This window comes from Mariniradius saccharolyticus AK6 (genome assembly GCF_000330725.2).
GTDB lineage: Bacteria > Bacteroidota > Bacteroidia > Cytophagales > Cyclobacteriaceae > Mariniradius > Mariniradius saccharolyticus.
Genome location: NZ_AMZY02000013.1, coordinates 122,655 through 146,436 on the forward strand (window position 1 = coordinate 122,655; position 23,782 = coordinate 146,436).

Annotated in this window: 15 protein-coding genes and 1 other RNA gene; 8 read left to right on the top strand and 8 right to left on the bottom strand. The window is 43.2% G+C overall.

Annotation, left to right across the window (positions count from 1 at the left end; translation table 11 throughout):
* The 3 genes from C943_RS13510 (at position 1) to C943_RS13520 (ending at position 3,907) form a co-directional block, all read left to right on the top strand.
* Positions 1-1,131: a DegT/DnrJ/EryC1/StrS family aminotransferase gene (locus tag C943_RS13510; protein ID WP_008628778.1), complete on the top strand. Its 1,131-nt coding sequence runs from the start codon at positions 1-3 to the stop codon at positions 1,129-1,131.
* A 3-nt stretch (positions 1,132-1,134) separates the two neighbouring features.
* Positions 1,135-1,773 carry a sugar transferase gene (locus C943_RS13515; protein WP_008628779.1) on the top strand — a complete coding sequence of 213 codons (639 nt, stop codon included), beginning with the start codon at positions 1,135-1,137 and terminating at the stop codon, positions 1,771-1,773.
* A gap of 223 nt (positions 1,774-1,996) precedes the next feature.
* Positions 1,997-3,907, top strand: a complete 1,911-nt coding sequence (locus C943_RS13520) for a polysaccharide biosynthesis protein (RefSeq protein WP_008628781.1) — start codon at positions 1,997-1,999, stop codon at positions 3,905-3,907.
* Between the two features lie 77 nt (positions 3,908-3,984).
* On the opposite strand, the gene ald is transcribed toward C943_RS13520, so the two are convergent.
* Positions 3,985-5,103, bottom strand: coding sequence for an alanine dehydrogenase (gene ald, locus C943_RS13525; RefSeq protein WP_008628782.1), 1,119 nt, complete (start codon positions 5,101-5,103; stop codon positions 3,985-3,987).
* A gap of 444 nt (positions 5,104-5,547) precedes the next feature.
* On the opposite strand from ald, the gene C943_RS13530 reads away from it, so the two are divergent.
* Positions 5,548-7,962: an alpha-ketoacid dehydrogenase subunit alpha/beta gene (locus C943_RS13530; protein ID WP_008628784.1), complete on the top strand. Its 2,415-nt coding sequence runs from the start codon at positions 5,548-5,550 to the stop codon at positions 7,960-7,962.
* A gap of 50 nt (positions 7,963-8,012) precedes the next feature.
* Here C943_RS13530 and C943_RS13535 read toward each other — a convergent pair whose 3' ends face one another.
* On the bottom strand, positions 8,013-8,684 hold the full coding sequence (locus C943_RS13535) for a hypothetical protein (protein ID WP_008628787.1): 672 nt from the start codon (positions 8,682-8,684) through the stop codon (positions 8,013-8,015).
* A gap of 52 nt (positions 8,685-8,736) precedes the next feature.
* Between C943_RS13535 and C943_RS13540 the strand changes: the two genes are divergently transcribed.
* Positions 8,737-9,750: an acyl-CoA synthetase family protein gene (locus C943_RS13540; protein ID WP_008628790.1), complete on the top strand. Its 1,014-nt coding sequence runs from the start codon at positions 8,737-8,739 to the stop codon at positions 9,748-9,750.
* 185 nt (positions 9,751-9,935) lie between these two features.
* On the opposite strand, the gene C943_RS13545 is transcribed toward C943_RS13540, so the two are convergent.
* A complete protein-coding gene (locus C943_RS13545; protein WP_008628794.1) occupies positions 9,936-11,093 on the bottom strand; it encodes a sigma-54-dependent transcriptional regulator in 1,158 nt (385 codons plus the stop codon).
* Positions 11,094-11,108: 15 nt separating this feature from the next.
* Positions 11,109-11,522: RNase P RNA component class A (gene rnpB / locus C943_RS21505), an RNA gene on the bottom strand.
* Between the two features lie 386 nt (positions 11,523-11,908).
* Between rnpB and C943_RS13555 the strand changes: the two genes are divergently transcribed.
* Positions 11,909-12,472: a DUF3109 family protein gene (locus tag C943_RS13555; RefSeq protein WP_008628797.1), complete on the top strand. Its 564-nt coding sequence runs from the start codon at positions 11,909-11,911 to the stop codon at positions 12,470-12,472.
* An 18-nt stretch (positions 12,473-12,490) separates the two neighbouring features.
* Here the strand turns inward: C943_RS13555 and C943_RS13560 are convergent, their stop codons facing one another.
* A complete protein-coding gene (locus tag C943_RS13560; RefSeq protein ID WP_008628798.1) occupies positions 12,491-13,639 on the bottom strand; it encodes an acyltransferase family protein in 1,149 nt (382 codons plus the stop codon).
* Between the two features lie 255 nt (positions 13,640-13,894).
* Between C943_RS13560 and C943_RS13565 the strand changes: the two genes are divergently transcribed.
* Positions 13,895-15,307 carry a S8 family peptidase gene (locus C943_RS13565; RefSeq protein ID WP_008628799.1) on the top strand — a complete coding sequence of 471 codons (1,413 nt, stop codon included), beginning with the start codon at positions 13,895-13,897 and terminating at the stop codon, positions 15,305-15,307.
* A gap of 26 nt (positions 15,308-15,333) precedes the next feature.
* Here the strand turns inward: C943_RS13565 and C943_RS13570 are convergent, their stop codons facing one another.
* Positions 15,334-17,562: an adenylate/guanylate cyclase domain-containing protein gene (locus C943_RS13570; RefSeq protein ID WP_040480678.1), complete on the bottom strand. Its 2,229-nt coding sequence runs from the start codon at positions 17,560-17,562 to the stop codon at positions 15,334-15,336.
* Between the two features lie 124 nt (positions 17,563-17,686).
* Here C943_RS13570 and C943_RS13575 point away from each other — a divergent pair, with 124 nt between their 5' ends.
* The gene (locus C943_RS13575) at positions 17,687-20,131 is read left to right on the top strand and encodes a family 20 glycosylhydrolase (RefSeq protein WP_157198547.1); all 2,445 of its coding nucleotides are present in this window, start codon (positions 17,687-17,689) and stop codon (positions 20,129-20,131) included.
* Positions 20,132-20,480: 349 nt separating this feature from the next.
* Here the strand turns inward: C943_RS13575 and C943_RS13580 are convergent, their stop codons facing one another.
* Entirely contained in the window at positions 20,481-22,148 is a 1,668-nt protein-coding gene (locus C943_RS13580; RefSeq protein ID WP_008628804.1) for an ATP-dependent nuclease, read from the bottom strand.
* 207 nt (positions 22,149-22,355) lie between these two features.
* The gene (locus tag C943_RS13585) at positions 22,356-23,471 is read right to left on the bottom strand and encodes a PIN domain-containing protein (RefSeq protein WP_008628805.1); all 1,116 of its coding nucleotides are present in this window, start codon (positions 23,469-23,471) and stop codon (positions 22,356-22,358) included.
* Positions 23,472-23,782: the final 311 nt, after the last annotated feature.

Consider the following 23,782-nt stretch of genomic DNA (forward strand, 5'->3'; position numbering starts at 1 on the left):
ATGACCGAAAGAATACTCCTTTCCCCCCCGGTGTTTGACGGCAATGAGCAAGGCTTTGTCAGAGATGCATTTTCTGTTTCGAATATTTCGACTTACGGCAACTTGCTCGTCCAATTTGAAGCAAAATTGCTTGCCTTCACTGAGGGCTACCAGGCCCTGGCTACAAATTCAGGAACCTCGGCGCTCCACTTGGCCATGAGGTTGATTGGCATTAAACCCGGCGATGAAGTTATTTGTCAGTCGTTTACATTTTGTGCATCAGCAAATCCAATTTGTTATCAAGGTGCAATTCCAGTGTTTGTAGATAGCGAGTCTGAAACTTGGAACATGGATCCCGTCTTGCTCGAGGAGGCAATAATCCAGCGACTGAAAAAGGGGAAAAAACCAAAAGCAATCGTTGTCGTGGATCTTTATGGCATGCCTGCGAAATTTGACCAGATTTTAAGTCTTGCAGATAAATACCAAATCCCCGTGATTGAAGATGCGGCAGAGGCTCTTGGCTCTAAGTACAAAGGAAAGTTTTGTTCATCGTTCGGTGCCTTTGGAGTATTTTCCTTTAACGGGAACAAGATAATCACTACCGGTAGCGGAGGCTGTCTTGTTTCCTCAGATTCAGAGGCAATCAAAAAGGCAAAGTATCTGGCGCTACAGGCAAAAGACAATGTACATTTTTACAGACATCAGGAAATCGGATATAACTATTGCATGAGTAATCTTTCTGCTGCAGTTGGTTTGGGACAACTTGAAAAACTTGAAGAAAAAGTTCGAAGTAGGCGGAAAACCTACGAGAGATACGTCCAGATGTTTTCTGATTTCGAAGGAATCAATTTATTGGCTGAACCCGAAGGAGTGAGAAGCAATAGATGGCTAAGCACGATCACGATCGACAAGGCCGTGACCGGGTTTGACCACGAGGACGTAAGGCAAGCTCTTGCTGCTCAGCAAATTGAAAGTAGGTATTTATGGAATCCGCTGCACCTCCAGCCCATCTTTAAGGGTTGCCCGTACTTTGGGGGGAATGTGGCAGAAAGTCTTTTCAACATAGGCCTTTGCCTGCCGAGTGGCGAAATGCTCAGTGAACTTGACCAAGAGCGAATCGTTGGGATTATAAAATCTTTGCGAAAGGTATAACCCATGTACAGAGGCTGGGGCAAGAGATTTTTGGATGTTTTTCTGGCAGGGATAATGCTTATACTGTCAGCTCCGATTTTTATTATTGCGACACTTGCATTGGCAACCATAAATCGTGGAAATCCCCTTTTTTTACAACCACGCCCTGGCCTTCATGGTAAAGTGTTCACCCTGGTGAAATTCAAGACAATGCGGGATGCCTTTGATCATCAAGGAAATCTCCTACCTGACAATCAGAGGATAACTAAATTGGGCAGTTTCATGAGGAAGGCGTCGATCGATGAACTACCTCAACTTTGGAATGTCCTTAAAGGCGAAATGAGTCTAGTCGGTCCAAGGCCGTTACTTGTCGAATATCTTCCGCTCTATGATGAGAAGCAAGCGCGCCGGCATTTGGTAAAGCCTGGAATTACGGGTTGGGCACAAATAAATGGTCGTAACAGTCTATCCTGGAGTGAGAAATTTGATCTTGATATTTGGTATGTCGATCATATTTCTCTACACTTAGATACCAAGATACTACTCCTTACCATCAAAAACGTACTTTTTCGCAAAGGAGTCAACAACTCGGAAAACGTATCTATGCCGAAATTCACAGGTAATTCGGATATAGGGGATGGCCCCAACAGCCCAACAGACTAGTGGGTTAATTGATTTTTGTCAAGTTATTTAACTATTCAATCTTTTGGTTTGCATTTTGAGCTTTGATTTTTGTATCACAAACTTTGAAATCTGCTTTGTGAAATAAGCGCGTTATTAATTTTCAATTAAAATTGCCAGTGATTTAATAATATTTATATTTGATCACGATTAATCACCATTATCATCATTCGATTCTACTTGATGTGATAATTTTCTTCGCTAGATGAACTTCCTGAAAGATCTCAAAATTCTTCCGCGTTGGGTAATAGCCTCACTGGATACTTTTCTACTTTTCCACGCAGCGGTGCTTGCATTCTTCTTAAGATTTAACTTCGATTTTGGACAAATCGAAAACAGCGGGTTTTTCCTTGGAAGTCTCTATTTCGCCTTTTCCGGTACAGCCGTGATGTTGTTTACCAAGAGTTACAAAGGAATTGTTCGACATACCGGTCTCAAAGATAGCCTTCAAGTATTCAGGACAGTTTCGGTGAATTTCGCATTGATTCTTGTACTAAATATTGCGATTGACTTCTTCGGAAACGTGGGGTATTTGATTCCGTTTTCCGTTTTGGTGATTGCAACGTTGAGTTCCCTTTTCTTACTGATTATCTACAGGCTGTTAGTTAAAGAATTGTTTCTTTACCTTAAATCCGGATTTGTGAATAACGTGAAAAGGACAGCTGTACTTTACGGTGCAAGTGAGGTAGGATTGAGAACCCTTGAGGTTCTAAACAGTGATCCAAAATCACAAGTTGAGGTTGTAGCTATCTTGGACGACGATCCGAAAAAAGTCGGAAAAGTTATTGGAGGAATTAGGATTTACCGCGGCTTGGATCAATTAAGCAAGCTGGTGAAAACAGCAAAGGCAAGTGAATTAATAATTGCCGTTGAGGGTCTTTCAGTCCAACGGAAAAAAGAGATTCTCGATACATGTTTCAAACTTGGAATACATGTTAGCATAATACCCTCCGTAAATAGGTGGATAAAGAGCAGCCCTAAAAGTGAAATCGTCCGCGATCTTAAAATTGAGGATTTATTGGGTCGTGAACAAATATCCTTGGACAATCTGCGGGTGATGGAAGAGTTGACGAACAAGGTCGTATTGGTTACCGGTGCCGCAGGTTCAATTGGTAGCGAGCTTTGCCGGCAAATCATGCACTACAATCCTAAGTTGCTGCTGATGCTGGATTTCTCTGAATCCGCATTGTATGAACTTGAAATCGAGATTAGCAATTCGGGTTTTCTGACAAAAAGCTTGGCGATTCTTGCCGACGTACGAGACAAGGAAAAAATGAAATCCCTCTTTGCCGAGTACAAACCTGAGATGGTGTTTCACGCCGCTGCATATAAGCATGTACCGATGATTGAAAACTATCCACAAGAAGCAATTAGAAGCAATATCCTCGGAACCAAAATACTCGCGGACTTGGCGGTGATCTACATGGTCGAAAAGTTTGTGTTTGTAAGTACCGATAAAGCTGTAAACCCAACAAATGTCATGGGCGCTACCAAGCGTGCAGCAGAGATGTACGTGCAATCCTTAAACATCTTTTTGGAGAGTCACCACAAGAAAAACCACACCAAATTCATTACAACGCGATTTGGAAACGTCTTGGGTTCAAATGGATCTGTAGTTCCGATGTTCAAGAGACAATTGCTCCAAGGTGGGCCACTTACGGTTACCCACCCAGAGGTGACAAGGTATTTTATGACGATTCCTGAGGCTTGCCAACTGGTTTTGGAAGCGGGAGCAATGGGCGAGGGGGGTGAGATTTATGTCTTTGATATGGGGGAACCAATCAAGATCATTGATCTGGCAGTTAATATGATTCGTTTAAGCGGAAAGAGAGTTGGTCAGGATGTTCAGATAGTTTTTACAGGCCTGAGGGATGGGGAGAAGTTATATGAAGAACTTTTGAATTCGTCCGAACAGGTGAAAATTACCCACCACCCTAAGATATTGATTGCGAAGGTAGCTCCGGTACATTACTACAAGATAGAAGGTCAGATCGATTTGTTTGAAAAAATGCTGGGTAGGTCTACTGACAACGATCTTGTATTCCACCTTAAATCCATAATACCTGAGTTTAAAAGCAATGTCTCAAGGTTCGAAGTGTTGGATCGCCTTAATTAAGTCTGGTTAAGAACACTATCAAAAAAAAGCTCCCCATCCAAGATAGGGAGCTTTTTCTTTTTGTGGCGTTTTTATGCTTAATCCGCCAAATATTTTTCAACGTCCGAGTAGGGCATGTTGAACGCCTCCGCAACGGCCTTGTAAACGATTTCACCGTTGATCACATTCAAGCCCGGGACCAAGTCCGGATTATCCTGGGCGGCTTTTTTCCAGCCTTTATCCGCTAACTGAATGGCATAAGGTAATGTCGCATTTGTAAGCGCCAAAGTTGAGGTATAGGGTACCGCACCGGGCATATTGGCGACACAGTAATGCACAACGTCATCGATGATGTAGGTGGGATTTTCGTGCGTGGTAGGTTTGCATGTTTCGATGCATCCTCCCTGGTCCACCGCTACGTCGACCAATACCGTACCGGGTTTCATCAGTTTAAGCATGTCCTTCGTAATCAAGTGAGGTGCTTTCGCTCCTGGAATCAATACAGCTCCCACAATAAGGTCAGCGTGTTTTACCATTTCCCTGATGTTGTATTCGTTGGACATCATTGTTTTCACGTTTGCGGGCATTACATCTGCGAGATGCCGCATTCGTGGTAGGGAAACATCCATTATGGTGACATCTGCACCCAATCCTGCGGCCATCCATGCAGCCTGCGTTCCAACAATTCCACCGCCCAGTATAAGTACTTTTGCGGGCAGCACGCCAGGTACACCCCCGAGAAGAATTCCCCTTCCTTTCAGAGGTTTTTCAAGATAGTTAGCCCCTTTTTGGATCGCCATCCGTCCTGCAACCTCGGACATTGGCACCAACAGAGGCAGGCTTCTATCTGCTTTCTCAACGGTCTCGTACGCGAGGCAAACCGCTTTGCTCGCTACCATTGCCTTTGTGAGAGGCTCATAAGAAGCAAAGTGGAAATAGGTGAATAGTAATTGATTTTCTTTTATCAGCTTATATTCCGGCTCGATGGGTTCTTTGACCTTGATGATCATTTCTGCGATTCTATAAGTTTCCTCTATATTAGGAAGAATCGTCGCGCCGGCTGTTGTGTATTCTTCGTCTTGAAAGCCACTGCCAACGCCCGCCGAATGTTGTACATATACCTGATGACCTCTTTTTACAAGCTCTTTTGCACCTGCAGGTGTCAGCGCCACCCGGTTCTCATTGTTTTTGATTTCCTTTGGAACACCAATTATCATATTGTTAAAATTTGGGTTTTATTTGAGTAGTTTGCAAAGATAATGAGGTATTCTGAATCGAGTTCGAAATCATTATACTTATTTTGAATCAAAGTCCATACATTGTTGAAATTGAAATTTTGTTTTGAAAAATGACAATTTATTTACTAAAATTTCGATTTTGTAATTTTTGGAAAGTAATATTTTGAAGATTTTATTTTTTCGGATTTTGCATTTATAAACGTTGGTGAAATCTGGGATTATAAATCTTTTAAAATACCGATTGAGAGAAATGAAGAATTTTATTCTGTTAAAATTGAATTTTATTTATTTTTTTAAAACAAGTTTGAAAAAACATTTAAAAAAATTTTGTACTCAGGTTTGCAAAGACTTTGAATTTATTTATTTTTGAAATGACTGCTTGCAAAAAGCGCTAAACCCAAATAACAAAGAGATTAAATAAAAATGACAAAAGTGGCAACATTTTCCAAACATAGGGCCCATAAGATTTCCGATAGAGAGATACTCCTTCGCGACTACCGAATTGCCCAAGAAAGTAGACAGGCTTCGTTGATGGGCAGAAAGGAAGTATTTATGGGTAAGGCGAAGTTTGGGATTTTTGGAGATGGCAAAGAACTTGCCCAATTGGCCATGGCACGCTATTTCAGGGATGGTGATTTCCGCTCGGGATACTACAGGGACCAGACCTTTATGTTTGCAATCGGTCAATCCAATGTAAGGGAATATTTTGCTCAATTGTATGCGCACACAGATGTAAACTTAGATCCTGCGTCCGGGGGAAGATTGATGAACGGGCACTTTGCGACACGTTCCTTGAACGAAGATGGTACCTGGAAGGATCTTATGAAAATGAAGAACTCGGCTGCGGATATTTCTCCAACAGCCGGCCAAATGCCCAAATTACTCGGTTTGGCGTATGCTTCGAAATTGTACCGTCAGAATCCGGAGTTGAGATCCCTAACCCAATTTAGCGATAATGGCAATGAGGTAGCCTGGGGTACAATTGGCAATGCGTCTACCTCAGAGGGTATGTTTTTTGAGACAATCAATGCAGCAGGTGTGCTTCAGGTACCGATGGTTGTTTCGGTGTGGGATGACGGCTATGGTATATCTGTACCGAATGAATACCACACGACAAAGGGTAGCATTTCGGATGTTTTGAGAGGATTCCAAAGGAATGATGACCAGAAGGGTTACGAGATCTTTGTGGTGAAAGGTTGGGATGTCGAAGGTTTGGACCGCGCGTACAGCAATGCGGCACGGATAGCAAGGGAAGAACACGTCCCTGTAATCATTCACGTAATCGAAATGACCCAGCCGCAAGGGCACTCCACATCAGGTTCACATGAGAGATATAAATCCAAGGAAAGGTTGGAGTGGGAGCGTGAATACGATTGCATTCTGAAGTTCCGTGAGTATTTGGTTTCTCATTCCATTGCCACGGACGAGGAGTTAGACAAGATTGACCAAGAAGCCAAGCAGTATGTTAAATCTGAAAAAGAGGCTGCATGGAATGCGTTTTCAAAGGAAATTAAGGGTGAGTTGAATGAAGCAGTAGCATTGATAAGGCAAGCGTCGAAGGCATCGGCCCAAAAAGTGCATTTGGAGCAAATGGCTGATGACCTGTCCAAAACCCTCAATCCAATTAGAAAAGATGTGATCAGCACCGCCAGGAGAGCACTCTGGATGTTGCGTACAGAGCCTGAAGAAAACAAAACCCCAATTCGGACTTGGCTGAAGGAGCTATCAAAACTCAATGAAGACAGGTACAACAGCCATCTAAACAGTGAATCTGATTGTCAGGTTGCAAAAATCCTAGAAATACCCGTGCAATTCAACGTCGATTCCCCGATGGTCGATGGCAGGGAGGTATTGCAGGCCTGCTTTGACCATTTGTTGAAATCAGATCCGCGCTTCCTCGCATTCGGGGAAGATGTGGGCAAGATTGGAGATGTCAATCAGGCTTTTGCGGGTCTTCAAGCAAAATATGGAGAATCTCGCGTTACAGACACAAGTATCCGGGAATGCACCATCATCGGTCAGGGAATTGGGACTGCGCTCAGAGGCCTGAGGCCAATGGCCGAGATCCAATATCTTGACTATATCCACTATGCGTTGATGACATTATCGGATGACCTTGCATCCTTACAATATCGGACGAAAGGTGGGCAGAAGGCTCCTGTTATCGTTAGGACTCGCGGGCATAGATTGGAAGGAGTATGGCATGCAGGTTCCCCGATGGGCATGTTGCTACATTCTCTGCGAGGAATGTTGATCTGCGTTCCAAGAAATATGACGCAGGCAGCTGGAATGTATAATACCCTTATGCGGGCAGATGAACCCGCTTTGGTGATCGAATGCCTAAATGGCTATCGTTTGAAGGAAAAGATGCCAGCAAATATTGGCGAATTCACGGTGCCAATGGGCAAACCAGAAATCCTTAAGACGGGTAGAGATATCACCGTGGTGACCTACGGGTCTATGTGCCGAATTGTGATGGATGCTGCCAAGGATTTGCACGAAATGGGCATCGATATCGAAGTGATAGATGTTCAGACACTACTCCCTTTTGATCTGAATCATTTTATAGTTGAATCGATCAAAAAGACAAACCGTGTGATTTTTGCGGATGAAGATGTGCCGGGAGGTGCCTCCGCCTTTATGATGCAACAGGTCTTGGAGGAGCAGAAAGCATATTACTACCTAGATGCAGAGCCTGTCACAATTGCAGCGAAACCACATCGCCCTGCCTACTCAAGTGACGGCGATTATTTTTCGAAACCATCTATTGAAGATGTGGTAGAAAAGGCCTATCAGATCATGCACGAGGCGGATCCAAATCGATTTCCAGCTTTGTGACGAATATAAAATTTGTGACAAATAGAAAAGGTGCTTATTGGGCACCTTTTCTATTTTCTAATCTGATTCAGTGTGACTTCGGGACTCGATACCAGGTTGCTTCGATTTAGTGCCCGATCCTGGATTTCAACATCAATCCGAAGGGTGTCATTTCGGAAGATTGAGTTCCATCCAAATGATTGCATCGCATATTGAATACTACCTTCTATAGGTTGGGCTCCCGTGTTATTGCTTACCCTTGGAAACCTTCCATTGAATGTCGTATAAAACGGTGCCTGTTCCCACTTGAACTCAGAGAATACCCCATTTCTTTTGATAAAGAAGCGCACGAATATGTTGTTGTGGTTGGGGTTTTGTACCACCCAAACAGTATCTCTCACGACTGCGTTATTCACGATGGGATTTATGACCCAATCAATTGGATTGAAGGAAGGTGCCTCGGGCGGCCTTTTGCTGTAAACGATCAGGTTGCCCAAATTATCTCTTTGATAAGTGACCGGTTGAAAAGGGGGATCAATTTCATTTGCGTTAAGGCCTAAATCACCTTCAGCATCTTTGAAATTGACAGAGATGATCAGTGAGTCAACTCCGTCACTTGGGGAAAAACGAATATCCCTAAATGAAATTTCCGGGGTGGTAGGAAAATTGTCAGGTGGGGAAATACAAGATCCTAACAAAGCTAAAATACCCAAATACAGAAAATGCTTTTTTTGGTAAGCCATGTCGATTTAATTTTGCAGGAATCTTTTCGCTTTAAAATTCCAAAATTTCTGGATGACAATTAATGAAACGCTTATCTATTTTAAAAGTTTTCAAGAAAAAATCTTGAATGGAGAAGTTTTGGATTTTGAGGAACTAGCCCTAAACCTATTCAGTTTTCAATCAGCCAACAATCCGGTTTACGGAGAGTATTTAAAGGTCCGGAAAATCAGGCCAATTGATATCAAGCAAATTGATGAAATCCCTTTTTTGCCGATAGGTTTTTTTAAGACGCATCCTGTAGTTTCTGGACCAATTCGGCTGTTTGAGAGCTATTACTCTAGTAGTGGCACAACCGGCATGGTAACGAGCAAGCATCACGTTTGGTCGCCGGAATTTTACTTGCATCATTCCCTGAATCTATTTGAAAAGGAATACGGCAGCATAGAGGGCTATCACGTACTCGCATTGCTGCCTTCCTATTTGGAACGAAAAGGCAGTTCACTCGTAAGTATGGCCGATTTTCTGATCAAAAAATCAAAATCGCCCCATTCAGGTTTTTACCTCTACAACCATCAAGAACTGCTCGATAGGATCGCATTGCTCAAGGAAGACTCCCGAAGGATATTGCTGCTTGGGGTGACTTTTGGCCTGCTAGACCTGGCCGAATCAGGGATGACAATCCCAGAGGCCGATAACTTGATAGTCATGGAAACGGGCGGGATGAAGGGGAGAAGGAGGGAAATGATCCGCGAGGAAGTGCATGACATATACAAAATGGCATTTGGAGTGGATTTAGTTCATTCCGAATATGGAATGACGGAACTTATGTCACAAGCGTATTCAAAAGGAGAGGGAAAATATACTTTAGCCCCTACCATGCGCGTTTTCTTGAGGGATGTCAATGATCCATTTTCTCCAGCTAATCGCTCCCAAGGTGGTATCAACGTCATCGATCTTGCCAATTTTCATTCTTGTGCATTTATAGAAACGCAGGATTTGGGAAAGGTAGATTCGGAAGGAAAAGTGGAGATTTTGGGGCGATTTGATAACAGTGAAATTCGCGGATGTAATTTATTGCTCAATTAATTTTGTAATCCCTTCAGAATTAAACATATTTGGCTTTAAACTTAACCCATATGAAAAGAATTGCAATTGTTGTAATGGCTATCGGCCTCCTCTCTTTGGGAGCCTGTGCCTCTAGCAAACCCTGCCCTGCTTATGCCAAGGCGCCCGTCAGTAAAGAAATCAAAGGATAAAAAATGTGCTGACCGTCAATAGTCAGCATATTTTTTCACGTCGTCCAGACTGATGGTTTTTTCACCCAAGATCACCAGTCTCTCCACCACATTTCTGAGTTCCCTTATATTCCCGGTCCAGGGAAATTCCTGTAGCTTAGCAACTGCAGCAGGGGAGATGTCTTTTTTGGCCGTGCCATACTCTTTAGCTATGTCATCCAAGAATTTTTCCACCAAAAGTGGGATATCTTCTTTTCTGTCTTTGAGCGCAGGAACTTGAATAAGGATTACACTCAATCTATGGTAAAGATCTTCCCTAAAAGTGCCGTCCTCGATGGCCTTTTTGAGATCTTTATTGGTGGCTGCCAAGACACGGACGTCCACTTTGATATCCTTATCACCTCCCACACGGGTAATTTTATTTTCCTGCAATGCTCTCAGTACTTTGGACTGGGCTGATAAACTCATGTCTCCAACTTCGTCCAGAAACAAGGTACCCTTGTCAGCTTGTTCAAATTTGCCTATCCTTTGTTTTACCGCAGAGGTAAAGGAGCCCTTTTCATGCCCAAAAAGTTCGCTCTCGATCAACTCTGCCGGGATCGCTGCGCAGTTTACGGCTACAAAAGGCTCATTTGATCGGTTGCTTTTTTGGTGGAGCCAGTGGGCGACAAGTTCTTTTCCGGTACCGTTTGGGCCAGTGATTAGCACCCTTGCGTCGGTCGGCGCAACTTTCTCAATTGTCTGTTTCACATGCTTGATCTCGGACGACTCGCCCACCATATCGAGCTTTTGGGAAAGCTTTTTTCTAAGAACCTTGGTCTCGGATACGAGATTCTTCTTTTCCAGTGCATTTCTGACTGTGAGCAGCAGCCTATTGAGGTCGGGGGGCTTTGGTACAAAATCAAAGGCACCCTTTTTGGTGGCCTCGACTGCGGTTTCGATCGAGCCATGCGCCGAGATCATGATAAATTGCGGTTGACGCTCTAATTCGGCGGCTCTTTCCAGAACTTCGAGGCCATCCATTTTCGGCATTTTGATATCGCAAAGGACAAGATCAAAGTCTTCTTCTTGCATCATTTTCAAGCCTTGTTCACCGTCTTGTGCTTCGAAAATCTTATAGTTTTCGTACTCGAGGATTTCACGAAGCGTGGATCGGATGATTCTTTCATCATCGATAATGAGGATTTTTGACATGGTTTTGTTTTTTTAAAAAAGTGCAAGCCTATAAGCCGGGTTCTGTTCCTCCCTTTTTGGGGATTTACCTGCCATCTATCTAGGCGCAGGTTTACACCAGCGCTCAATCGACCTACCCGTTCCGCATCAAGGCGAGCAACCTTGTCTGGAACAAGTCCCAGGGCGGAACCTATTTGGTCTTTCAACCCATAAGGTTTACCGTGCCCCCTTCATCGCTGTTGGGGCGGTGGGCTCTTACTCCACCTTTTCACCCTTACCCCAATCCCAAATGAGATCGGGGCGGTATATTTTCTGCGGCACTGTCTGTCAGCTTGTCGTCGCCAACAAGCTGCCTTCCTGTTAGGAAGTATGGCGCTCTATGTTGCCCGGACTTTCCTCTTTCCAATTCCGAAAGAATTCGGAATGGCCAGCGACAAGTCGGCTTGCACTTTGCAATGTTAATGATTTAAACTGACTATTTGTTCCGAAGGTCAGGTTTTTGGAGTCGTGTTTTTCCCGTTTTGAAATCAAAAATCCGGATTTCTGAATGGTTTCAAAATAATAACCTTCAATGAGGATTGGCGACTTCAAACGACAGAAAACATTTGAAACTGACTGTGAAATTTTAATGAAATAAATTTTAATGAAAAAAAATACGGATGTTAAAAACAATTGTCCCCATATACTGTTTTACTTCCAAAGGCTTTATAGCTTTTCTTCATAGTGCTGGGTTGAACCGCTCCCCTTGGGGGCGGTTCTTTTCGTTATAGACCATTGTTGTTCACATCCTAGCTTGAGTAGTCCTTTATCCCTAGATTTGAAAAAAAAATACGAGAATGATTTTGGTAGGCAACGCGGTTATCAGTGACGATATCAAGGAACAATTTTTTGTTTGTGATTTGGAGAAATGCAAGGGTGCTTGTTGTGTAGAAGGAGATTCGGGGGCACCGTTGGAAGACTCAGAGACTGAAGTATTGGAAGAAATCTATTCCATTGTCAAGGACTACATCACGGAAGAAGGAAGAAAGGCTATTGAAAGCCAGGGCACTTGGGTTATCGATAAGGATGGAGACAAATGCACACCTACAATCGGCGACAACCGAGAGTGTGCATATGCACTCTACGATGAAAAGGGAATCTTGAAGTGTGGGATCGAGCAGGCATACCTGGACGGAAAAATCGATTTCAAAAAACCGATCAGTTGCCATCTTTACCCAATCAGGGTCAAGAAATACGATGATTTTGAGGCACTCAATTACGATCGCTGGCATATATGCAGCCCAGCTTGCACACTTGGTAGCAAACTGGGCGTTCCTGTTTACAAGTTCCTTAAGGATGCGCTAGTCAGAAAGTATGGCGAAGACTGGTATGCGGAACTCGTTCGGGAAATTGAAGGGTAGGGAAAAGCCACAGCCCTCCTAAACCTTAATATAGATTTTTCTTTTGTCCATCACATATCCTATACACCATATCAAAGACATGTAAGCGATGGCAAACAGGAAAGAGGCTGTCTTGGATCCAAGCCAGCTTGTAAATAGCCCCGAGTAAATCGCACCTTTCAAGCTGTTTTCACCCACTGGAATCGCGTACATAATGTCGATTACGAGCCAAGCAAATATGTACAAAATCAATGGGTTCCTGCCAAAGACCTCGAGCGGATAAGTCCATTTATTGAACTTTTGCACTTCGATGATAAGTACCAAAAATCCGAGAACGATTAAGTCTAAGCCCACAGTCAAAAGTACGTAGGAACTCGTCCAAATCTTCTTGTTGATGGGGAATGCCAATTCCCAAATCACGCTGAAACCGACGGCGATCAAGCCCGCCAATAGGAGCGCTTTCACGGTGCGCTTGTTGTTCCCGATTTGTTGGATAAATTTCCCGGCCAAAAAGCCTGCAATTACATTGACCACAGATGGCCAGGTACTCAAAACTCCCTCGGGGTCGAAAGGAATCCCTTCGCCTGTATAGAGATTTTTTGCGCCAATCAACCAAAGGTCCAATTTCAAAGCCGCGTTTCCTTCCAAGGAATAAGGGTCTTCCGGATTTCCGAAGAAGTAAAGGACACCCCAATATCCCAACAGCGACAGGATACTGAAAATGATTGCACCTCTTTTTCCAATATAATACAGGACCAAGGAAGCGATCAAATAGCAAAGTGCGATCCTCTGCAAAACACCCAAAAGCCTGACAGCAGACCAGTCAATCATACTGACAACGCCGGTTTCATTCGTCTCGAAGAACGGGAAAGCATTGAGCCCCCATCCTATGAGGAAAATCAATGCAGCACGTTTGAACACTTTTTTCAGAAATGCCCCTTGGCTCATTTTTTCCATCTTTTTCATGGAAAAGCTCATGGCGTTGCCAACGACAAACAGGAATGTCGGAAACACCAAATCCGTAATGGTAAATCCATGCCAATCGGCGTGCAGCAGAGGGGAGAATACGTTGGACCAATCGCCAGGCGTATTGACTACGATCATCAAAGCGATGGTCAATCCCCTCAATACATCGAGGGCCAGGTAGCGTTCCTGCATAGGGATTCCGAGGGTGGGGGTTTGGGGCATAAATTAGATGGGGTATTTATTGTCAATTACCCTAAACATAAGGAAAAATTTTCTTGCGCGTAGAATCTGAAGGGTGAAGAATCAAATAGTAGAATATAAACCTGAAAGGAAACCAATTTCTTGAAAGAAATTCCGATTTCTCTCAAATAGCCACTGGATTCAAAATATAACGTTCTTGGCTCTTGAATTTTCGTGTTTATTTTTTAACTTGTTGATTGTTAGATTTTTATAGTTAAATTTTTAATTTTCATCGAAATGAAATACTCAATTTTACTACTTCAAATCATTCTCCTTGTCGCGTCTTGCAACCAAAAACCGAAAGGTGGTAGCGATTCGCCCGATCCCGTGCAGGTTAACTCAGACAGTTTGGTCATTAAGGATCGCTACGTGGTTATTTTGAACCCGGAACGTTTCCCATCGAGTCTGGAAAAGTTCGGATTGGTGGAAGGAGACACCAGTCAGAAGTTGATGGATGACGTGAAAAGTCACAAAGAAAATTTAATTAAGGAAATGCAAGTTTACGTCCCTGATTCCTTAATCAACAAAGAGATATATTACTTTACCAATTTTGTAGTGGGTTATTATGGATTCTTGACGCCCAATCAAAAAGATGCCCTCGAAAGAGACACTTCCAATGTGTCAGAGATCATTCCAGACTTTCTGATTGATGTCAACCAAACGCAGATTCCCCAAGGAAGACCCATCCAGCAGGGGAGACCGATTCAGCAGGGAGGTACATTAGGGAATGACTGGAATTTTGATGTTTCAAAGGTTACAAGTTATGCTATTTCGAGTGTCGGGGGGCCAATTGCTAACGTGAATTTCCCTACAAAACGCGTCTGGATTTTTGATTCTGGTATAGATGCAGATCACCCAAGTTTGGTAAACGCTGTTGATAGGCCAAGGGGGATCGCTTTTCCGCATGGAAACAACAATGATCCCCACAACGATGTCTTGGGACATGGTACCCATGTTGCAGGAATAGTCGCTGCAAGAGGCGGTCTGGTTGACAATGGGAAATTGATGAGGATAAACGGAGTTGTTCCGAGCGCCAAAGTTGTTTCTATTAAGATAATTAATTCAAAAGGTTTTACTACCCTTGGCTTTTTGAACGCTGCATTGGACACGGTCTCAAATCCAATCAAAGGAGCAAAACCGGGAGATGTAATATTACTGGCACTAGGAGCGCGAAAATCAATAGCTGCTTGTCAAACTTTTGTCCCTAACACTGTTGGGAGATTGAAGATGTTGGCTCAAAAAGATGTCTACATTGTTATGTCTGCAGGCAACTGCGAGGTTGTTGGGCCGAATGGTGCTTGTGCAACTTCTGCAAATAGAAACTCTCTGACAAACTGGCCTGGCTGTATATCTGGGACAAATATCTTTACGATCGGATCTGTCGATAATTTAGAAACCACTATCGGGGGTATTTCGAGCTTCAGCTATTATGGCGACCCATCCGTAGATTTTCTATCGCCTGGCAATAACGTATTATCCTGCTATTTGGCTGATAGTGTTGTGAGATATTCCGGCACTTCGATGTCAGCGGCCTTGTTTGCAGGCCTACTGTATTCTGTAGATTCTTGGCCATCTGAAAAAATACGGTTCCAAGACTACACGAATCCCTTGGATAGCAAAGTTTATAAAATTCCAATCAGGAGACCCTAATTCTCTAATGGCGTCAGTTTCAGGCTTTATTTGGAGATCATTATTTCCTTATTCATCCGAGTAATCTCAGATTGAATCGAGGAAAGAATTCGCTTTGTGGCTGGATTATCCCTAAGCTGGTCAAACATCGGATTGTTATCAATTTTGAATCTATCTACCCATTTTTTGCTTGCTGCAAGATTCAGGAATTTGAGCGCATTGAGCTGATCTCCTTTTATGGCGTATATCGCGGCGGTGTTGAAATAGAATTCAGTGTCCTGTGTTTCGTTGTTGATTTCTATCAAATGAAGGTGGAGTGATGCATTCAATAGATTTTCGGCTTCTATATTGTCTCCGTCCTTTGTGAAAATGAACGCCAAATAAATCGGCGCATATGCCCATACATCGTTTGCGATATTGGGGTGAATCTTGATAGAACGGCTCAGAAATCCTTTTGCCGAATCAAAGTCCTGGACGAAAAAGCTGATAATCCCAGCGGTCTCGAGTATTTTGGACGCGTCCTCAAATGAGGCCGTTTTTTCATCCAGGTTAGAATAAGAGACCGTGTCAATTAATTGTAGAACCAAAGGGATTTGAGCACGAGCCAAATCTTTTTCATTCTTGGCCAAATAAGTCAGTGCAAGTTGCTCGTAGGTCTCTCTCGCCGGAGTTCTTTCAATGGACTTGTTCAAATATGAAATGGCCAAATCATAGTTGCCAAGTAATCTATGTGCCCAGCCCATGTTTTGATAGGGAATGTATAGGTTCGGGTTATACCCTGATGCAACGCTTTGCCAATGTAAAGCCTGGGGAAGGTCTCCAAGCGAAAAAAGATTGGAAGCTTTGTTTCCTATTGCCTGATGAAAGTAAGGATTGATTTCCAAGGCTTTATTGTTCAATTCAAGCGCTTTGTCATATTTTCCCTGGTAATTGTAGGTCACAGCAAGAGACTTGTATCCCTCCGCAGAATTCGAGTCCAGTTTGATTGCGAAAAGACTACAGGTGATCGCTGAATCTATCCAAATTCGCTCCGATTTAGTCAAGTAATACTTCAGGCTATAGGCATCAGCCAGTCCGGACCAAGCGAGCGAGCTCTTTGGATCTATTTTTATCGCTTGCCTAAATTCTGAAATTGCTTTCGGTAAGGCGTCAAGGCTATACTTGACATAGAACTCTTTTCCTCGTTGGTAATGTTCGTGAGCGCTTGCACTGGAATTTCGCCAATTTTCAATATGGTAAATGTTTTTTTCGGTTAACGGAATTCCAATTTTTGACGCCACGTTGCGTGCAATATCACCCTCGATTTGAAGTAGGTTGCTGGTATTGAATTCATAGTCTTGTTCCCAAACCGGATTCGTGGAGTTAGCTGCCCACAGCTTCACCTGAAAATGATTTGTTTGCTTGTCTTCTACGATGCGACCTGAAATCAGGAAGTTTACATTCAGTTCGTCGAAAACGGTTTTGGTTGGGTTTATTCCCTCATAAAGATCTGTACGGGCTTTTGGGCTTACAAAAAGTTCAGGAAAATAGGAATGGATCATGTAAAGGTCGTTCCTAATGTTCATCCCGAGCTGCTCGTTTTCTCCGCTGTAGTCTATAGGCAAAATGGCGAGTGTTGGGGGAAAGGCAATAGAATTAGTGCCGAAATTCCCAAAGTGATAAATCAACATCACGATCAGCGAAATGGATGCAAAAATAAATCCACCTGTGACAAACTTCTTCACCCGACTCTCCAACAATTTCGCCAGGTCCCCACGCTTGGGCACCGCCAAGCCCTCATTGGCCAAGGCAAAAATTTCCACGTTTTCGTCCACGTTTTTCAAGTGGAATTTACCCAAATCGACGAAAGGGAATGATGGATCATTGGCGATGTCCTCCTTGATGCTCTTCGAGAAAAGGACGCTGTTGGGATGTCCAAGCGTTTGCAGGCGTGATGCAATATTCACCGCATCCCCAAACACGTCGTGCGCGTCCTCTATGATTTCCCCAAAATGGACACCGATCCTGAGACTTAGTTCCTTGGATTTGAAATAGTACTGCTGCAATTCCAAAGCGGCTGCGATAGCCTCCCTACCGGAAGGATATGAACTCAATATGCCGTCGCCCATTTCCTTGACCAACTTGCCATGGTATTTTTTGATAACTTGCTGGTGGATGCGGACATTTCTTTTCACCATTTGGTAGGCCATCTCCTCATCCCGGCCCATCATGGCGGTATAGCCGACTATGTCCGAAAACATAATCGCGGCACAGGTTTTTCTCACTTCCGTTTTCATCTAAAAATCATCAATGATGGAAACTCACACAAACAATCGAGGTCAAAACCATGATTTTCAATCCAATGCATTAATTTAACGAAATAAAAACAACCATGTCTTTCTTTATATTAATAATATATAAATGATGCTATCAAAGCTCCTCTCATACCAAAAATGCATAGTGCTGCTGGCAGTTTTCTCAGGATTGTTCGAGACGTCAGAAGCTCAGTCGAAGGGCGACTTGTCTGTCAAATGGGAACTGACCGCCAACCAACTGCAACCAAAGCAAAGCCATCAGGCAAGGTTTGTATTGACCAACAACGGCAAGGCTGCGCTACAACCGACCTGGGAACTCTATTTCAATACGATTTTCCTTTCAGTCAGACCCAAGGTGCTTACTCCGGGATTTGTCATGGAGCACCTATCTGGGGATTTTTTCAGGTTGAAACCAAAGGGAGAATTGGGTGCGCTTTTGCCGGGAGATAGCCTTGAAGTCGTTTACACTTCCGATAACTTCGTGCTCAAAAACAGCCATATACCCCAGGGGCTTTATTGGGTCAAAGACGCGCAATCGAAACCGGAATTGATTACTGACTATCGCACGACATTGATTAAGGTCGAAGATTTGGCGAAAATGGCCGCGGGAACTCCTACGCCAATCCCCACGGATGAATTTACCTATAGGCAAAATGAATCCCTCAGCCTGCTCGAAAAATCCGATTTGCCGCCTTTTGTTCCCGTGCCAAAGTCCTACAAGTATTCCAAAGGCGTCTTTACTTTTCCCCCTAATCCAAAAGTCTATATCGATCCTGCCTTTTCCGAGCTTGGGGACTATCTGGACCAAGTATTGAAAACCCACCTTGCGGGCCAAATCTCAAAAGCCTCGAAATCAGAAGCGGACGTTTTGTTGCTGAAAAGTCCTGGAGCAGCCAATCCGGAATCCTATAGAATCTCGGTTTCCAAAACCATCCTCGTCGAGGCAGCATCAGTGCAAGGTGCCTTTTATGGTATCCAATCGCTTTTGGCCTTGGTTTCCGAAAAGTCTGGCGGTAATCGCTCCCAAAGCCTCAAGCTCGATTACCTCGAAATCGAGGATTGGCCGGATTTCGGCTATCGGGGATTTTTCCTCGATATCGCCCGCAACTTCCAATCGAAAGCCGCCATCCTGAAGCTCTTGGATTTGTTGGCTTTTTACAAACTGAACGTCTTCCATATCAACATGGCCAACGACGAGGCTTGGCGGATCGAGATTTCAGGATTGCCGGAACTCACCGAGGTAGGCTCCAAAAGGGGCCACACCCCCAAGGAAGTCGACAATCTTTGGCCCTACTACGGTTCCGGGCCTTTCGTTGATCAATCTCCACATGGCACTGGTTTTCTGAGCCGTGAGGATTTTAAGGAGATACTTCGCTATGCCAAGGCGCGCCATATCCAAGTGATACCCGAGATCGGCGTGCCGGCACATTCCAAAGCGGCAATCGTCGCGATGCGCAAGCGCTACCATGATTGGATGGCTAAAGGGGATTCCATCAAGGCCAAGGAGTACCTGTTGGAGGATTTGGGGGATCAGTCCCGGTACCTTTCCGCGCAAAACTTCAGGGACAACACCATCTGTGTCTGTCAGGAATCTACTTATCGGTTTTATGAAAAAGTCGTCGACGAGATTCTGCTAGTGTACGCCGATGCGGACATGCCCCTCCGCACCTTCCATACGGGAGGCGATGAGGTGCCACGCGGCGTTTGGTCCCAGTCCCCGGTCTGCACGGAATTCCTCGCCAAGCATCCCGAGCTCGAAGGCACGGAAGGACTCAAAGGCTATTTCTACCGGAGAATCGCGGCCATGTTTGCCTCCAAGGGTCTGCAGGTCGCTGGCTGGGAGGAAATCGGGCAATCGCCCAAAACCGAAAATGGAAAGCAGATCCACGTCCCCAATCAGGAATTTGCCGACAAGGGATTCCGGGTCTATGCCTGGAATGCCGTCGCCGGCTGGGGAGGGGAGGACATGGCCTACCAACTGGCCAATGCGGGCTATGAGGTCATCATCTGCAATTCCTCTAATTTCTACTTCGACTTGGCTTACGACATGCATCCCGACGAACCTGGGCATCAATGGTCCGGATTTGTCGATACCAAAACGGCTTGGCGCACGGTACCCTACAACCATTTTATCTCCAACGATACCGATATGTATGGCAAGCCGATCGACGTGGCAGCCCTGGCTAAAGGAATAGTTTCCCTGAATGCCCTTGGCAGACAGCACATCAAAGGCGTGCAGGGGCAACTCTGGTCTGAAACTGTCAAAGGCCAAGCCATGATGGAATATTACCTGCTGCCCAAGATGCTGGGATACGTCGAAAGGGCCTGGAATGCCGAACCTGCCTGGAGTCTGGAGCCAGATCCCGCCAGCCGCCATACCAAACGGGAAGAGGCCTGGAATATCTTCGCCAACGTGCTGGGACAAAAGGAAATCCCGCGCCTAGCGCACCTGTTCGGGGGATTCAATGTCCGCATGCCAAGACCCGGCATAATCCTCGAAAACGGGCATACCAAGACCAATATCGCTTATCCGGGATTGGGGGGGAGGTGAGAAAAAAACGTCATGATGGCCGCACGCACTTACAATCTGAAAACCTGTCTGCCGTCGTGCAGGAGTAACTTTCCTTTGAACTGCGGTTAGCGAAAAGGCCGGCCATGGCAATGAAAAAGGCCCTCAGGGGCCTAAAATTTGCTTTTCTGGAGCTGTTTTGGGCCGATATCATCGCTATACCTGCTCCTGGCCCCGCCTGACCGAAAAACGATCCCGTTTTCGCCAGCCAATCAAAAATCCCAAAAATCTACCACTTCCTTTAAAAAACTTCTATTTCCTTAATTCAAGGGGATGTTGTGCAACGGTTACCCATGTTGTAGGCGGCCTTTCGTCGCCACACATGTTTGTGCTATTCAGGTGTCCCTTTACGGCTTGGATTGGTAAACCACGCTTTTATTTTTCCTATAAAGTCCCAAACATCACCTGTTGTTGGCTTAATATAAGTTGCCAAACTTGGGTCTTCTCCTAACTTTTCAAAAATTTCAATTAGCCAGTCAGGAGTATGACCAGTTACACCTAAAGATTTGAGCCAACTTTCCAACTCGCCTTTTCTCACGGCAAAAATTCCATACTCATCAAGTTGGTCGAATAGGTTGTTGCAGGCTTCTTTATCTGCTGCATCTAATACGTCAACACCGCCTTGTGTCTTAAAGTTGATTGGCAATTTAGCGTCAAATCTTGTTTTTATTTTTGCCCTTGAAGTTGCAGTAGCATTTATTGTTAGTTCTGGAATAAATGCACTTACTAATAGATTAGTCCAAACAGAACCTCCTTCTTTTACCACGTCCACATCGACTATGGCTGCACATGGAATTCCCATTTCTCTCAATGGCTTCATTATTTCATGAATAGTCTGCTTGTTTTGAGCATTTAAGAAAAGACAATTTGGGATGCCTTTTGAAGGCTCAAATGCGAGAAGTCTATCATTTACTTCTTGGTAAAATGCTCTATCAGCATCTGCTTCAGTTACCACTACATACTCATAGAAAAGACCATTCAATACACCAGTTGACCTTAATAGCGGATGCCTCATTAGTTTTAACACCTTTTCGCTTTGTAAAATTCGTGCAGTAGGCGTATTATTGGAGTATGTGAGGCGAATTATATTCAAAGGTGTTCCTGATTGGATACATCCCATTAAAAAGTTTGCACTATGGGTTGATACAAATAAGTTTTTAAAAGTGCCGTTTACAGAATTGCTTACCTCTCGACCTAAATTAGACGCTAAAGAAGGGTGCAAAAAAGCTTCTGGCTCATCAATCAAAATGACTTTTGGGTCTCCTGCAATGATAGTAGTTATTATTCCAGTAAAAGCTTTGACTCCATCACTTGCAAGCATTATATCCAAAGCTTTTCTGTGAAACTCCACTGCCTCTTCATGTATGCCCCTCTCTTGGATATCATTTGTAGGAGGTGTATCAGAAAGTCTTATTCGTAAGGTGCCTAAGTTTGTCGGGTCAATTACAAAATATTTTCTAAAGGCATCATAAATTATTCTTCTGACCTCGGCTCTTTTGGTATTATCCTTAAAGAGAACTGCTAAGTGATTTTGTGGATGCGATTGTAAATCACCTGCGCTTTGTTGTTGAACAAGATTAATCCGGCTACCTCCATCAATTCTTATTGTGTTAAATGAAACAAAGTAAGCACAGTAGTTTCGTTTATTTGTGCTAACATCAGTCAGGTAATTAAGTAAATCATTTCTGTTTAATTGATTTCTCCAAGCCCCTTTTCCAAACATTATGTGGTTTGGATGGATAAATTCCCCAACGTTTGGAGGTAAGGTATGATTGTTTATTTCGCTTTCAGGGTCAGGTAAATTAGAGAACTCAATGTCATTAACAATTACGTCTGTCCCACTGGAAGTTCCATTGCTGCAAAAATTTTGTATCTCAATTAATACCTTGCTTTTTCCTGCATTGTTTGGTCCTACAAATACTGTTATAGGTGTCGTATCAGTTTCTAAAGGAAGCTTAGTCGGGGACGAGCCGAATTTCAATTTTAACTTACTTATCATAAAGGATTGTCAGTTGGTGGCGTACAACGGTCTCGGGCTTTGCGTTCGGGCGGGTTTCGGAGCACAAAGTTTCAATTTATTACTAAAGTTCATTAGAAGCACAAAGCACCAAGTTTGCACGTCACCCCGCCTGACGCAAAACCCGTGTTACTGGCTGCCCTTCTTTCTGTTTGCTTACTTATGTCTATTCTTTGTTTCATAAATATTTCAATAGTAGTGTTTTCTGGGATTGAAACTATCCATAACGTCTAATTTTTTGCCATAGTTAATGTCTTCAATTTCTAATTCAGCAAATTCCTCGTCAGTGTCAAAATGAGCATTAATTGTTACCGGAATGTCGTAAGTGTCTTCAATGCTGAATGTCTTAGATTCAACAAAATGATGTTTGTCGTCTTCTTTGTCATACCACGCTTCAGAGTAATCATCGGCAGAAAATGAAACTTCAAATGAAAATGTTATACTACATTCAAGTTTTGCTGTCTTGTCTGTTGTATTTAGTGATACTATTGAAAATGAATTTAAGTCAATGTCGCTTATGTCTATTTGTTGAACCGAATCTATTTCAAGTTCGTCAATTTGATAAGTAGAACCGATTTCGTCTTCAATGGCTCTCATAATCATTTCTTTTGTCTCTTTCTCTAAAAACGCTTTTGAATTTCTAAATTCATCTTCCAAAAGCTCAATTGCTCTTTCAGATATTTCTTCATTAGTTGTTCTAATTATTAAGTCATATAGTAATGATGAGTCTTCTGTTGGAATAAGTATTTTACTACTATAACTAAGCATGTCATTGTCTGATGAAAGAAGATAGGATGTTTGCTTTTTAGAAGAAAAATATTCTACAAGTGCTTTTAAAGTAAATGCGTCCGGGAATTCGTGTTTTTTTTCACCTTCTTTGAAAGGGTGTCTATTATTAAAGTAGGCGTCAAATATCTCTTTGATTGTTATATGTTCTGTCGGAATTATTACAGCTTTATTTTCCTTTAACCAATTGTCGAAATCGGTTTTAAATTTTAAATGCAGAGCTTCAATGTCAATTTTTGGCAACTCAAAGTATCCTTTCATTTCAGGAAAATTCCGAAGGACACGTGCATTTGTTGCTAATTGTTCTTTTGGTTTTTTGGTTTTTTCTTCTGAGGCAACAAGGTTTTTTCGAAACCTTGCTATTGTTTCTCTATAAGTAATGTCCGTTATAAAAATATTAGCTATTCCTTTTTTACATAATTCTGCAAGCTCGTTGATTTTAGCACCAATAAGAAAGTTGTTCTGTTCAAAGAAGGATGTGTCAAGAGAGATATTATGTGTTAAAAGTTTTTTCTTCATTTTTTTTGTAAAGATGTCAGTTTAGTTGCAGTCATAATTAGGGTTGCCAGTAACTTGTATATACACGAAACAAACTTTCGCTTTTGGTCTTGAATTTGGGTGGATAGGCGAAGGTTTATATCGTTTTCTATACTCTCCTAAGATAATAGATTTCAATCAAAAGCTGAAAATTGAAAACTTGGATTTTGGGTTTTTTCCGCAAAAATGTATTTGGGGGATTTGGGTAGAAAAGTACAGTGATTAGCGCTTTGGCTGTGTTTCCCTTAAGACCAGTCTAGCTTTTGACTGACTGGAGAAAGCAGTATCGGGAC

What these genes read in the sequence shown, in the direction of transcription:
- C943_RS13510 (WP_008628778.1), top strand. Translation starts at nt 1, where the DNA reads ATGACCGAAAGAATACTCCTTTCCCCCCCGGTGTTTGACGGCAATGAG.
- C943_RS13515 (WP_008628779.1), top strand. Translation starts at nt 1,135, where the DNA reads ATGTACAGAGGCTGGGGCAAGAGATTTTTGGATGTTTTTCTGGCAGGG.
- C943_RS13520 (WP_008628781.1), top strand. Translation starts at nt 1,997, where the DNA reads ATGAACTTCCTGAAAGATCTCAAAATTCTTCCGCGTTGGGTAATAGCC.
- ald (WP_008628782.1), bottom strand. Translation starts at nt 5,103, where the DNA reads ATGATAATTGGTGTTCCAAAGGAAATCAAAAACAATGAGAACCGGGTG.
- C943_RS13530 (WP_008628784.1), top strand. Translation starts at nt 5,548, where the DNA reads ATGACAAAAGTGGCAACATTTTCCAAACATAGGGCCCATAAGATTTCC.
- C943_RS13535 (WP_008628787.1), bottom strand. Translation starts at nt 8,684, where the DNA reads ATGGCTTACCAAAAAAAGCATTTTCTGTATTTGGGTATTTTAGCTTTG.
- C943_RS13540 (WP_008628790.1), top strand. Translation starts at nt 8,737, where the DNA reads ATGACAATTAATGAAACGCTTATCTATTTTAAAAGTTTTCAAGAAAAA.
- C943_RS13545 (WP_008628794.1), bottom strand. Translation starts at nt 11,093, where the DNA reads ATGTCAAAAATCCTCATTATCGATGATGAAAGAATCATCCGATCCACG.
- C943_RS13555 (WP_008628797.1), top strand. Translation starts at nt 11,909, where the DNA reads ATGATTTTGGTAGGCAACGCGGTTATCAGTGACGATATCAAGGAACAA.
- C943_RS13560 (WP_008628798.1), bottom strand. Translation starts at nt 13,639, where the DNA reads ATGCCCCAAACCCCCACCCTCGGAATCCCTATGCAGGAACGCTACCTG.
- C943_RS13565 (WP_008628799.1), top strand. Translation starts at nt 13,895, where the DNA reads ATGAAATACTCAATTTTACTACTTCAAATCATTCTCCTTGTCGCGTCT.
- C943_RS13570 (WP_040480678.1), bottom strand. Translation starts at nt 17,562, where the DNA reads ATGAAAACGGAAGTGAGAAAAACCTGTGCCGCGATTATGTTTTCGGAC.
- C943_RS13575 (WP_157198547.1), top strand. Translation starts at nt 17,687, where the DNA reads ATGATGCTATCAAAGCTCCTCTCATACCAAAAATGCATAGTGCTGCTG.
- C943_RS13580 (WP_008628804.1), bottom strand. Translation starts at nt 22,148, where the DNA reads ATGATAAGTAAGTTAAAATTGAAATTCGGCTCGTCCCCGACTAAGCTT.
- C943_RS13585 (WP_008628805.1), bottom strand. Translation starts at nt 23,471, where the DNA reads ATGAAGAAAAAACTTTTAACACATAATATCTCTCTTGACACATCCTTC.